Origin of the sequence: Pseudomonas sp. TREG-RG-20F-10-E-6-01 (assembly GCF_022662455.1) — a bacterium.
Lineage (GTDB): Bacteria > Pseudomonadota > Gammaproteobacteria > Pseudomonadales > Pseudomonadaceae > Aquipseudomonas.
The window spans coordinates 187,190-199,543 of record NZ_JAKNQP010000007.1; the positions used below are offsets into that span (position 1 = coordinate 187,190).

A 12,354-nucleotide genomic window follows, 5' to 3' on the forward strand; every position below is an offset into this window, starting at 1 on the left:
TGCGGATAGCTGGCAGTTTGTTTTCAGCTCGCTTTCAGTACCGCTTTTACCGCCGCAACCGACCGCTCGACATCCGCCTCTGTCATCGCCGTGAACATCGGCAACGACACGATCAAACGCCCAACACGCTCAGCCACCGGGAACATGCCTTCCTTGAAACCCTGTGCCCGGTACAAGCTCAGCAGGTGGATTGGTGGGTAGTGATAGCCAATGCCGACGCCGTGGGCCTGCATCTGTTCCATGAATGTAGCGCGGGCAGGTAGACCATCCTGACGCTCCGGCAGTACCAGCTGGAACAGGTGCCAGTTGCTGTTTTCGAAATCCGCTGGCGGCAGTTGCGCGCCGTATTGCGCTTCAAAATCGCTGCCGAAGCACTTGAAGTAGTGGCGTGCCAGTTTCTGGCGATGCGCAGTGATCTTCTCGATATGCGCGAATTGCCCCAGGCCGATGGCTGCGGCTATGTCGGTCATGTTGAATTTGCCACCCAGCACATCCACGTCCAGGCCGTCGAAGCCGGTGCGGGTCACACCTTGCAGGCGATACTTTTCAGCCAGACGGGCTTCCTCGGCGTTGTTCAACACCAGGCAACCGCCTTCGGAAGACGTGATGTTCTTGTTCGCCTGGAAGCTGAACGAGACGAAGTCGCCGGTCGCGCCAATACGCTCGCCATCCCAGCTGGAGCCCAACGCCTGGGCGGCGTCTTCGACAATGCGCAGGTTGTACTTGTTGGCCAGCGCGTAGAGCATCGGCATATCCAGGGGCAGGCCCGCCAGGTACACCGGAATGATCGCCTTGGTGCGTGGGGTGATCGCGGCTTCTACCTGAGCCAGGTCGATATTGCGGGTGACCGGGTCGATATCCGCAAATACCGGCGTGGCACCTACTTCCAGAATCACGTTGGCCGTGGCGACCCAGGAAATCGGCGTGGTGATCACTTCATCGCCAGGCCCGATGCCGGCGATGCGCAACGCGATCTCCATGGTGCAGGTGCCGGAATTGAAGGTCCGCACCGGACGGCCGCCAAAGTATTCCGAAAGCTGTGCTTCGAACGCCTGCACTTTCGGCCCGCTGGTGATCCAGCCCGAGCGCAGTACATCGCCGACCGCCGAGATGGTCGCTTCGTCAATGGTAGGTTTGGAAAACGGCAGAAAGGGCTGTTGGCTCATAACGACGAAGGCATCCGTTTCAGATAGGCGATGAGTAATAGAGGTATCAGTACCGCATGGTTGCACGGCTCGACTGAATATAGCCTGTCGTCGGTGAACGAATTGTCATGTGGCGCATAAAAAATGCCGCTTATCAGCGGCATTTTCTGTTGCAGGTCAGAATGAAACGCGCGCTTCAAGAAACACATTCTGCTCTTTGAGTTTGCCCTTGAGCTGTTCATCGCGGGCGTTTATCCGGTTAGCGAAGGTGTTGTAGCCGGTTTCGATCTTGCCCATGTCCACGTAACGCCAACCTGTGCCCAAAGTGACCTTTTCGCTGACCTTGGCCTCCAGGCCCAAGCCTGCGCTGTAGGCAAAGTTGTAGTGGCGGTTACTGGCGAACTGGCGAGTCGCATTGCTCTGGTACCCCGCGGCATCGATTTGCGCCATGCCGATACCGGCCATTGCGTAGAACGACAGCCAGTCATTGACCGGGATGTTTTTATAGCCGTTGAGCATCACGCGCTGGCTGTCGACCTCCAGGCGGTTAACGTTGGCATTGAAGGGGGCCCAATAGGAGTCGAACGTCGAGCTGCTGCGCGTGGTGTATTCCCCTTCCAGGCGCCAGCCATCGGCAAAGGCGTAACCTAGAGCCAATGACCCAGTGAACGCCTTGTTACTGTCAGGGGCCTCCACGCGATCAGTGACGCGTGGGCTGGTCAATTGCGCACTGGAGAGGTTCTGACGGGCACTGTTGAGTTTTGCCGAGCCGTACCAATTTTCTGCTTGAGCCAAGGGGGCAGCTAACGCAGAGAGAGCCAAAGCGTAAGCAAGTTTTTGCATGGGAGAGGATTCACTTTAACTAAGAGAATCTCAGTGTGGCGCTTGGTACTTTTGTGTTCGGCTGGAGTTTTCCGCTTTCAACGGGAAAAAGCAGAAGGTTTGGGCGGCGGCGGCGATCGTAGAGAAACAGGCATAAAAAATGCCGCTTAAAAAGCGGCATTTTTTATGGGCAGGTATTACTCGGTCACAGCATTTTTCGCGAGGATGGCGTTGGCCAACTCCATGTCCGTGGCCTGCAGGCCAGGGTTGTCGGCGCGAACTTTCTGCATGGCAGCTTCCAGGTACGGGCCGCGGATGCCGCCGTCGCTGGCGACAAAGCTACCGGCGTCGTCTTGGGCGGCGACCACCAGCTTGTGGTCCTTGAAGGTCAGGTACGTCGAGCCAGTCGTGGCGCCCGACGAGATGACATTGCGCCAGAAGCTGTCGGCCATGGCTGAACCGACAGGTAGGGAAAGCACAGCGAGGGTCGCGACAGCATATTTGAGACGCATGGTGGGTGACTCCGGGTGGGTTATCTGAACAGTTTGATTGTAGATAACCCAGGCGAGTTCCATCACTGACTAAACAGTTTCGACCTGTAAAACCACGCCATCCTGACCAATGACACGTACTTGAGCGCCCACGGGGCTGTCCGGCCCGGTTGCCATCCACACGCCATCGCCGACTTTTATCTTGCCTCGACCATCGACGATGGCTTGATGCACCACAAAGGTGCGCCCTATCAATTCCGAGCCGCGCATATTCAGCCCCGGCTGATCGCTGACTTTGGCGCTGCTGCGCTGGCGCTTCCACCAGTACACCGCTGTGAGGATCGACAACACGGCAAATAGCAGCAGCTGCCATTCCAGCCCGAGCGGTGGGATCAAAAACTTGATCACGCCCACAGCAGCGGCAGCGATCCCCATCCACAGCAGGTAGCCACCGGCGCCGAATACTTCAAGAATCAACAGCACCGTACCCAGTGCCAACCAATCCCAGAACGACAGATGCTGCAGGAAATCCCACATGGCGATCGCCTCAGCCTTTCTTGTTGTCGAACGTTGCCTTGACGATTTCGCCGATCCCACCGACGGCGCCAATCACCTGGCTGGCTTCCAGCGGCATCAGGATGACTTTGCTGTTGTTGGCCGACGCCAGCTTGCCCAATGCATCGATGTATTTCTGCGCCACGAAGTAATTGATGGCCTGCACGTTACCGGTGGCGATTGCTTCGGACACCACCTGGGTCGCACGGGCCTCTGCTTCTGCCTGGCGTTCACGCGCTTCGGATTCGAGGAAGGCTGCCTGGCGTCCACCTTCGGCTTCAAGGATCTGCGCCTGCTTCTTGCCTTCGGCGGTCAGGATCGCCGATGCCCGCAGGCCTTCGGCCTCCAGGATCTGCGCACGCTTGATCCGCTCGGCTTTCATCTGGCCGGACATGGCGGCCATCAGGTCGGCGGGTGGGCTGATGTCCTTGATCTCGATCCGGGTGATCTTGATGCCCCACGGCGCCGTGGCTTCGTCCACGGTGCGCAGCAGCTTTTCGTTGATGCCGTCACGCTGGCTAAGCATCGCGTCCAGCTCCATGGAGCCGAGCACGGTACGGATATTGGTTTGCAGCAGGTTACGGATGGCATGCTCGAGGTTATTGACCTCGTAGGCGGCCTGGGCGGTGTTGACTACCTGGAAGAAGCACACGGCGTCGATCTGCACGGTGGCGTTGTCGGCGGTGATCACTTCCTGGGGCGGGATATCCAGCACGCTTTCCATCACGTTGATCTTGCGACCGATGCGATCCATGACCGGGATGATGATGTTGAGGCCAGGTTTAAGGGTGTTGGTGTAGCGGCCGAAACGCTCGACCGTCCACTGGTAACCCTGAGGCACCACCTTGAAGCCCATGAAAAGGATGGCCACGGCCAACCCGACGAAAAGAAGCAGTACGGTTCCGATCTGCATAGCGATTCCCTATCTGATGGTGTCAGTGAAGCGACGTGCGGCCGATTGTAACGGTCTGGTCACGGATAAGGACGGTTTCAGCGGGCAACAAGCAAATCATTTGTTTCTGAATCCCCAGGCGTTACCCGTAATACTTCTGCCATCGTTGTCAGCCCGGCATTCACTTTGGCGATGCCGCTCATCCGCAGGCTGCGCATGCCTTGGCTCCGCGATGCCCGACGTAAGGCCTGCTCGTCGGCGCCCGGTGTGATCAGCGCCTTGAGCTTCTCGTCCATCACCATGATTTCGTAGAGCCCGGCGCGGCCTCGATAACCGCTATCACGGCAGTCCGCGCAGCCGACCGCTTCATGGGTATTGCCGTGCCCAGTCACCCCACGTTTGCAGTGAGGGCACAAAAGCCGCACCAAGCGCTGCGCCATCACACCTATCAGCGTAGCTTTGATCAAATAATGAGCAATGCCAAGTTCCTGCAAACGGCTGATAGCGCTGGGTGCATCGTTGGTGTGCAGGGTCGATAGCACCAGGTGCCCGGTGAGCGCAGCCTGGATGGCCATTTCTGCAGTTTCCTGATCGCGAATCTCACCGATCATGATGATGTCCGGGTCCTGGCGCAGCAGTGCGCGAACACCGCTGGCGAAGGTCAGGTCGATGTTGTGCTGCACCTGCATCTGGTTAAAGGCAGGTTCCACCATTTCTATCGGGTCTTCCACCGTGCACAGGTTGACCTCGCGGGTCGCCAGGTGCTTGAGCGTGGTGTAGAGCGTGCTGGTCTTGCCTGAGCCGGTAGGCCCGGTGACCAGGATGATGCCATTGGCCTGGCCGGCCATGGCATGCCAGCGTTGCTGGTCATCGGCAGACAAACCCAACTGGTCAAAGTCCTTGAGCAAGACGTTCGGGTCGAAAATCCGCATCACCAGTTTTTCGCCAAATGCTGTCGGCAGTGTTGAGAGGCGCAACTCCACTTCGATGCCCGCCGGGCTCTTGGTCTTGACCCGGCCGTCCTGAGGTTTGCGTTTTTCCGCCACATTCATACGGCCCAGACTTTTCAGGCGGCTGACCACCGCCATGGTGACCTGGGGTGGAAACTGATAGACGTCATGCAGCAGCCCGTCGATGCGAAAACGCACGCGGCCCTGGTCGCGGCAGGGTTCGATATGGATATCACTGGCTCGCTGGCCGAAGGCGTACTGCAACAGCCAGTCGACGATGTTGATGATATGCGCGTCATTGGCGTCCGGCTCCTGATCACCGGTGCCGAGGTTGAGCAGTTCGAAGTTGCCAGCCACCGCGACTTTTTGATCGGCACCGCTGACGGACTTGGCCAGCCGGTAGAAGTCACCGATACAGCGCTGAATCTCTCGGGGGTTGGCGACCACGCGCCTGATCGAGCGCTTGAGCACCTGTGCCAAACCTGCCTCCCATCCACGGATATGCGGCTGGGCGCTGGCGACGGTGACGGTCTGCGCATCCACCGCCACCGCGAGGATGGCGTGGCGTTGCGCGAACGCGTGGGACATCAACGGCACCACCGCCGCCACGTCGATCTTCAGCGGGTCGATACGCAGATAAGGTTGCCCGACATGCCCGGCAAGCCATTGAGTCAACGTTTCGAGGCAAGGCCCTTCAGCCGCGATGCTTTCCAACGGATGTCGAGTGGCGGGTGCTTTCGCTGACCTTTGGGCCTCGTCCGCTGTAATCAGCCCCTGCTCGACCAATGCAGGTAACAGTTGATGCAGTTCCAATCGATGATCGTGCAAGGCGGCGAGCATGAAGAATTCCTGAGTGACGGCGGGCGTAATCTCAGGCTAGCCATCCTCTTAACTCCCACCGCTCAGGGTGTATTGCAGGTTTTTACTGATTGGCCGCCGCCACCGCTTGAGGCCGCACGGAATCGGCCTGCCACACCTCCAGCGAGCACACACTGATCAGGTTTCGAATCTTTTCACCGATCACCTGGGCGCGATGCCAGCTCAGGCCGTTCATCACGATATCAATGCTCAGCAGGTCGTGGTCACGGCTCACATTGACCTGTTGCGGCGTCAGGAACTGCAGCGCGAAGTAATTCAGTACCCGGCACAGCAGGTCCGGTTCTGCCTCGGCGGTGATCTGATAATGCGCTTGGCAGTGGGCGCTGTTGACGGCCCATGCATCGAGACGCGTAGCGGGGCAGGTGGTTTCGACGGCGTGCATGCTGACTCTCCAGATTCGACTGGAGAAATTTTTACATTCGCACGCGGAGATTTCTTATCTAAGATGCGCCCTATTGGTGAAAAAACGACTCAAGTAATTCAGGCTTAGCGCCTTCATAGGTATTTTTATGCACAGTGAGTTGGACGCCTACGACCGCCGCATTCTGGCCCTGCTGCAAGAGGACGCCTCGCTTTCCAGCGCGCAGATCGCCGAGCAGGTGGGTCTCTCGCAATCGCCATGCTGGCGGCGTATTCAACGGCTTAAAGAGGAGGGCGTGATTCGCGGGCAGGTCACGCTGCTGGACCGCAAGAAGATCGGCCTCAACACGCAGATTTTTGCCGAGGTCAAACTCAATGCTCACGGACGGTCCAACTTCACCGAATTCACCGAAGCGATTCGCGGGTTTCCGGAAGTCCTGGAGTGCTATGTGCTGATGGGGGCGGTGGATTTTCTGCTGCGCATCGTTACCTCTGACATCGAGGCGTATGAGCGGTTTTTCTTCGAGAAGCTGTCGATGGTACCGGGGATTCAGGAGGTGAATTCGATTGTGGCCCTGTCGGAGATCAAGTCCACCACCAGCCTGCCAGTGTTGCGCTGACTGCGGGAGCGGACAAGCCCGCTCCCACATTTGACCGAGTTGCCTGGTATTACAGACGCAGCAACGTCTTCCATGCACGGTTCTGATACACCGCAATCGCCTGATGCATACGCGCATCCAGCGACTCGTCGGTAATCGGCTGATTAGCCAGTACCGCCAGCTTGTTCAGCTCGCCGTACAAGCGGTCCAGTTCCGGAATATCCACCACCTGACGCGCGTGGTGCAGCCAGGCCTGGATGCGTTCAATGCGCGGCAGCTGCTCGGCCAGGTCTTCCGGTTGTTGCTGGTAACGTTGCAGTTGCAGGGCAACGGCGTCGTCAGCCAGCAGGCGCGGCAGCCAGTTGGTGATTTGCGCAGCGCCCTGGCGGTTGCCACGTACGTTGCGGTCGGCGGTCCAGGTGCGGGCCAGCAGCCAGCGCGAGGTGTTCAGCGAGAACAAGCCCCAGCGCACGTCTTGTAGTTCTTCAACAAACTGTTCAGGTGCGGCTTTGCGGATGTCTTCATCGTCGTCACCGGCCTGCACCAGTGGGCGCCAGTCTTCCAGCAATGCATCGAGTGCGCTGCGCAGCTCGCTGGTGGATTGACGCGGGGCGGCCTGACCTAGGCTGCCGATCAGCGCGCGCAGTTCACCGAGGTTTTCGACCCAGTCCTGCAGCAAGCGCCAGTGGCCATTGAAGCGATATTGCTCGGCCAGGCGCTGGCTGCTGCCCAACAGGTGCCACATGATCGCGGCGAAGGCGTCGTCCAGCGGCATTTCGGCGTGGATCTGCGGCGCCGGCAGGCTCAGCGAGTAGCTGCTGGCGTCATACAGACGGTAGCCGCGCTCGGCCTTGCTGATATCGCACGGCATCAGCGCCAGGGTGGCGGCCAGTTCGGCGGCCAGTTCCAGCAGGGCGGCCGGTTCACCTTCGCGCAGTTCCAGTTCCAGCTCGCAGATTTCTTCTTTCTGCTTGCCGACCACGACGTGGCCCAGGTCCAGAGCGGCTTCGATCACGACCTTGGCCTTGCCACGGCCCCAGGCGATTTCGGCACGTTCGCGCACAAAATCGGTGGTGAAAATCGGCTTGAGGGTCTTTTTGTCCAACTCGGCCAGTTGCTCGGGCCAGCATTCGCCGTCGAGTTTCTTCACGTCGAGCTTGGCTTTGGGCAGGTCCCAGTTGTACTCGTTGCGTTCCGACAAGCCGGCGACGCTTTGGCCACGGGTCTTGAGGGTCTGGATGATTTCGTCACCGTCCTTGCGCAAACGCAGGGCGACTTTGGCCTGAGCCAGGTCGCGCTCGGGGGTGTCGAAGTATTGGTTCATCAACTCACGGCGTTCCCAGCCACTTTTGTTGCGTTTTTTCAGTAGCGGGTGCTCACGCAGCGCGGCGAGTGTTTCGCGGCTGACGCGGAGCTTGATTTCGGTTTCTTTCTGCATGGCCGGAAAATCCAGGATCGGGAGCGCAGCCGGGGAAAAGAGTGGCTGCCAAGGTCGTGCAGTGTACAGGACTGAGCCCGGCAACGCGCCGCAACGGTTTATTGTGGCGTGCAGATGGTTCTATAGTGGGGCTCATCCGGGAAGTTGAGAGGCCGCGCATGCCGTTACCGTCCATGAAAGAGCAATTCGCCGCATTGATTGCCGCGCCGTCGGTCAGTTGCACCCAAGCGTCTCTCGATCAGACCAACCGCCCGGTGATCGATCTGCTCGCGGGTTGGCTGGGCGATCTGGGTTTCTCCATCGACATCCAGCAAGTCAGCCCGGGCAAGTTCAACCTGCTCGCCAGCTTCGGCAGTGGCCCTGGCGGTCTGGTGCTGGCCGGGCATAGCGATACCGTTCCCTACGACGCCGCGCTGTGGAAGACCGATCCGCTCAAGTTGACGGAAGTTGACGGCCGTTGGGTAGGACTGGGCAGCTGCGACATGAAAGGCTTTTTTGCGCTGATCATCGAAGCCGTGCTGCCCTTGCTGGATCAACCCTTCAAACAACCGCTGCTGATCCTCGCCACCTGCGATGAAGAAAGCTCGATGTCCGGCGCCCGCGCACTGGCCGAGGCCGGGCGCCCGTTGGGCCGCGCGGCGGTGATCGGCGAACCGACAGGCCTCAAGCCGATCCGCCTGCACAAAGGCGTGATGATGGAGCGCATCGACATCCTTGGGCAAAGCGGCCATTCGTCGGACCCAAGCCTGGGCCACAGTGCTCTGGAAGCGATGCACGATGCCATTGGTGAACTGCGTGGCCTGCGCCTGGCCTGGCAGCGCGAGTACCGCAACCCGCAATTCAGCGTGCCGCAACCGACCATGAACTTCGGTTGTATCCACGGCGGCGACAACCCCAACCGTATCTGTGGCCAATGTTCCCTGGAGTTCGACCTGCGGCCCCTGCCGGGCATGGACCCCAAGGTGCTGCGCGACGCTATCCGGCAAAAGCTCGAACCCCTGGCCGAGCGCCATAAAGTCAAGATCGACTACGCGCCGTTGTTCCCCGAAGTGCCGCCGTTCGAGCAGGCCGAAGATGCCGAGCTGGTGCGGGTGGCGGAACGATTGACCGGTCATCGTGCCGAAGCAGTAGCGTTCGGCACCGAAGCGCCTTATCTTCAGCGCCTTGGTTGTGAAACTCTGGTGCTTGGCCCTGGCGATATTGCCTGCGCCCACCAGCCGGGCGAGTACCTCGAAATGTCACGCTTGACGCCTACAGTGCGTCTATTGCGGGAACTGATCGAGCATTACTGCCTGAAACCTGCATAAATTAACCCCTGCCCATTCGTACATAAGGAGAGCGAGCGTGTCGCCAAGCCTGTTCCGACGATAACCATCAGCCCGCTGTGCGCTTTTATGTTTCATCCTTTTTTGGCTGCTTTTTATTACAGGCCCAGGTTTTATGCCCGAATACGTCAATTGGCTTCGTCACGCTTCGCCCTACATCAACGCTCACCGCGACTGCACCTTTGTGGTCATGCTGCCCGGCGATGGTGTGGAACATCCCAACTTCGGCAACATCGTCCACGACCTGGTGCTGCTCCATAGCCTGGGCGTGCGGTTGGTATTGGTTCACGGGTCGCGCCCACAAATCGAAGCGCGCCTTGAAGCGCGTGGCCTCACCCCGGCTTACCACGAAGGCCTGCGCATCACGGATGCCGCGACGCTGGAGTGCGTGATCGATGCGGTCGGCCACCTGCGCATTGCTATCGAAGCACGCCTGTCGATGGACATGGCCTCCTCGCCGATGCAGGGCTCGCGCCTGCGCGTCGCCAGCGGCAACCTGGTTACGGCACGGCCGATCGGAGTGCTTGAAGGCGTGGATTACCACCATACCGGCGAAGTGCGCCGGGTCGACCGCAAGGGCATCAACCGCCTGCTGGACGAGCGCTCCATCGTGCTGCTGTCGCCGTTGGGTTACTCGCCGACCGGCGAAATCTTCAACCTGGCCTGCGAAGACGTCGCCACCCGCGCCGCCATCGACCTGGGCGCCGACAAGCTGCTGTTGTTTGGCGCCGATCTGGGCCTGATCGACGAACATGGGCGCCTGGTCCGCGAGCTGCGTCCGCAGCAAGTGCCGGCGCACCTGCAGCGCCTGGGCAGCAACTATCAAGCTGAACTGTTGGACGCTGCCGCCGAAGCGTGCCGTGGCGGAGTAGGGCGCAGCCATATCGTCAGCTACGCCGAAGACGGCGCGTTGCTCACCGAGCTGTTCACCCGGGACGGCGGCGGTACGCTGGTGGCCCAGGAGCAATTCGAACAGGTGCGCGAGGCGGCGATTGAGGATGTGGGCGGTTTGCTCGACCTGATCAGCCCACTGGAAGAGCAGGGCATTCTGGTGCGGCGTTCGCGGGAAGTGCTGGAGCGTGAGATCGAGCAGTTCAGCGTGGTTGAGCGCGAAGGCATGATCATCGCCTGTGCGGCGCTGTATCAGATCGCGGATTCGGATGCAGGGGAGCTGGCGTGTCTGGCGGTCAACCCGGAGTATCGTCACGGCGCACGCGGCGACGTGTTGCTGGAGCGCATCGAGACCCGTGCGCGGGCGCAGGGTTTGAAGACGCTGTTTGTGCTCACCACGCGAACCGCACACTGGTTCCGCGAGCGCGGGTTCGTGCCGAGCAGCGTCGACCGCCTGCCGTCAGCGCGGGCGTCGCTGTACAACTATCAGCGTAACTCGAAGATTTTCGAGAAGGCTCTGTAAGCCTGATTTCGGAACTGAAGCAGGTCTAAATGTGGGAGCGGGCTTGCTCGCGAAGGCGGAGTGCCAGTCACTGAATGTGTTGACTGATCCAGCGCTTTCGCGAGCAAGCCCGCTCCCACATTTGATCGCGTTTAGTCTGTGATGAATTTGTCGGTCACAAAGGCCGAGTAGTCCGGCAACACCGTCTCAACCTTCCCCTGTTCCTTCAAAAACTTCGCCGTTTCCCCAATCGCTTTCGCCGTGCCCCCTTTAAGCAGGGCATCGGTTTGTTGCGCCTGGGCGTCCGGGAAGGTGCTGCCGGCCAACAACTCAGGAATATCGGCCGCATTTGAACCTGTCAGTTTGGCGATTTTCTGCACCGGCTCCGAATCCACTGTCCAGCCGTCTTTATGGGCGGCGTAGTCGGCGAATGCATCCAGCGTGACCTTGGCAAACTTGGCCACTGCGTCAGGATGTTTTTCCGCGAAATCCTTGCGCGCTACCCACACCTCAAATGTCGGCGCCCCCCACTGGCCCACCTGGGCCGCGTCTGTCAGGGTTTTTCCGGTCTTGCGGATTTCTCCCAGCGCCGGTGACCACACGAAGGCGCCGTCGATATCGCCACGTTTCCACGCGGCCGCAATTTCCGCGGGCTGCAGGTTCACTACTTTGACTTGTTTGGTGTCCAGCCCCCAATGTTTCAGCGCGCCGAGCAGGCTGTAATGAGAGGTTGAGACGAAGGGCGTAGCGATGGTTTTACCGATCAGGTCCTGCGGTTTGTCGATGCCACTGCCATTGCGCACCACCAGGGCTTCAGAAGCATTGATCTGCGCCGATACGATAAAGGTCACGATGGGTAGATTGCGTGAAGCCGCCGCTGCGAGGGGGCTGGAACCGAGGTTGCCGATTTGCACATCGCCGGACGCAATCGCGGTTACAACGTCGGGCCCACTGTTGAAACGGCGCCAGGCAATCTTCTCGCCGAGGGCTTTTTCGTAGAGGCCGTCGGCCTGTGGGACTTTGCTGGGGTCGATGCCGGTTTGGTAGCCGATGGTTAAATCGGCCGCTTTGACACCAAAAGAAAGTATTAGTGACACAAAAACTGTAACAAATTGACGGGAGGATGTGCCTTTGGCCATGATGGCGTCGCCTTTTTGATCGTGGGTGACGTATGCAACAGTACGGCCACACTAATCGATCTAAAAAAAGGCTAGTAAATACCCTTTAGGAATTAGCTTATGGAGCGGTTGGTCTACGCTGATCGGCTCGCCTCATGGAAAGGCTTATTCCTGGATCGTATGAAAAAGAATGAAACAATTCTTTTTGGGTGTATGAAAAACTCATTACCCTGCAGGGACCAAATTAACTGCGGTTAGACGAAGGTAGTAGACATACAAAGTTACGATTGACTTGGTAGTCACTATCTGGCGCTAATCGCGCATCTGTGGATCCGGGGCGTCAGACCCAGGACCTAAGAAATACAAAAATTAGAAATGAGAGGAGCG

Annotated in this window: 12 protein-coding genes; 3 read left to right on the forward strand and 9 right to left on the reverse strand. The window is 59.2% G+C overall.

Annotated elements, in window-relative coordinates; all coding sequences use genetic code 11:
* Nucleotides 1–23 precede the first annotated feature (23 nt).
* The 7 genes from L8K08_RS20770 to L8K08_RS20800 all read right to left on the reverse strand — a co-directional run bounded on the left by L8K08_RS20770 (nt 24) and on the right by L8K08_RS20800 (nt 6,116).
* Nucleotides 24–1,166, reverse strand: a complete 1,143-nt coding sequence (locus tag L8K08_RS20770) for a DegT/DnrJ/EryC1/StrS aminotransferase family protein (protein WP_145157933.1) — start codon at nt 1,164–1,166, stop codon at nt 24–26.
* A 156-nt stretch (nt 1,167–1,322) separates the two neighbouring features.
* Entirely contained in the window at nt 1,323–1,988 is a 666-nt protein-coding gene (locus L8K08_RS20775; RefSeq protein ID WP_242199740.1) for an outer membrane beta-barrel protein, read from the reverse strand.
* 176 nt (nt 1,989–2,164) lie between these two features.
* Nucleotides 2,165–2,479 (reverse strand): DUF2388 domain-containing protein, encoded by a 315-nt coding sequence (locus tag L8K08_RS20780; protein WP_003176799.1) that lies wholly within the window; start codon nt 2,477–2,479, stop codon nt 2,165–2,167.
* A gap of 69 nt (nt 2,480–2,548) precedes the next feature.
* Nucleotides 2,549–2,995, reverse strand: coding sequence for an NfeD family protein (locus L8K08_RS20785; RefSeq protein ID WP_242199742.1), 447 nt, complete (start codon nt 2,993–2,995; stop codon nt 2,549–2,551).
* Nucleotides 2,996–3,005: 10 nt separating this feature from the next.
* Nucleotides 3,006–3,926 carry an SPFH domain-containing protein gene (locus L8K08_RS20790; protein ID WP_024077991.1) on the reverse strand — a complete coding sequence of 307 codons (921 nt, stop codon included), beginning with the start codon at nt 3,924–3,926 and terminating at the stop codon, nt 3,006–3,008.
* A 77-nt stretch (nt 3,927–4,003) separates the two neighbouring features.
* Nucleotides 4,004–5,695: a GspE/PulE family protein gene (locus L8K08_RS20795; protein ID WP_242199745.1), complete on the reverse strand. Its 1,692-nt coding sequence runs from the start codon at nt 5,693–5,695 to the stop codon at nt 4,004–4,006.
* Nucleotides 5,696–5,777: 82 nt separating this feature from the next.
* On the reverse strand, nt 5,778–6,116 hold the full coding sequence (locus tag L8K08_RS20800; protein WP_242199749.1) for a hypothetical protein: 339 nt from the start codon (nt 6,114–6,116) through the stop codon (nt 5,778–5,780).
* A 127-nt stretch (nt 6,117–6,243) separates the two neighbouring features.
* Here L8K08_RS20800 and L8K08_RS20805 point away from each other — a divergent pair, with 127 nt between their 5' ends.
* Nucleotides 6,244–6,714, forward strand: coding sequence for an Lrp/AsnC family transcriptional regulator (locus L8K08_RS20805; protein WP_003195279.1), 471 nt, complete (start codon nt 6,244–6,246; stop codon nt 6,712–6,714).
* A gap of 49 nt (nt 6,715–6,763) precedes the next feature.
* Here the strand turns inward: L8K08_RS20805 and L8K08_RS20810 are convergent, their stop codons facing one another.
* Nucleotides 6,764–8,131, reverse strand: a complete 1,368-nt coding sequence (locus L8K08_RS20810; RefSeq protein ID WP_242199752.1) for a CYTH domain-containing protein — start codon at nt 8,129–8,131, stop codon at nt 6,764–6,766.
* 158 nt (nt 8,132–8,289) lie between these two features.
* On the opposite strand from L8K08_RS20810, the gene argE reads away from it, so the two are divergent.
* Both argE and argA read left to right on the forward strand, forming a co-directional pair.
* Entirely contained in the window at nt 8,290–9,438 is a 1,149-nt protein-coding gene (gene argE, locus L8K08_RS20815) for an acetylornithine deacetylase (RefSeq protein WP_242199755.1), read from the forward strand.
* Nucleotides 9,439–9,571: 133 nt separating this feature from the next.
* A complete protein-coding gene (gene argA / locus L8K08_RS20820; RefSeq protein WP_119737335.1) occupies nt 9,572–10,870 on the forward strand; it encodes an amino-acid N-acetyltransferase in 1,299 nt (432 codons plus the stop codon).
* Nucleotides 10,871–11,001: 131 nt separating this feature from the next.
* On the opposite strand, the gene tauA is transcribed toward argA, so the two are convergent.
* Nucleotides 11,002–11,988: a taurine ABC transporter substrate-binding protein gene (gene tauA / locus L8K08_RS20825; protein WP_242199757.1), complete on the reverse strand. Its 987-nt coding sequence runs from the start codon at nt 11,986–11,988 to the stop codon at nt 11,002–11,004.
* Between the last annotated feature and the right edge of the window lie 366 nt (nt 11,989–12,354).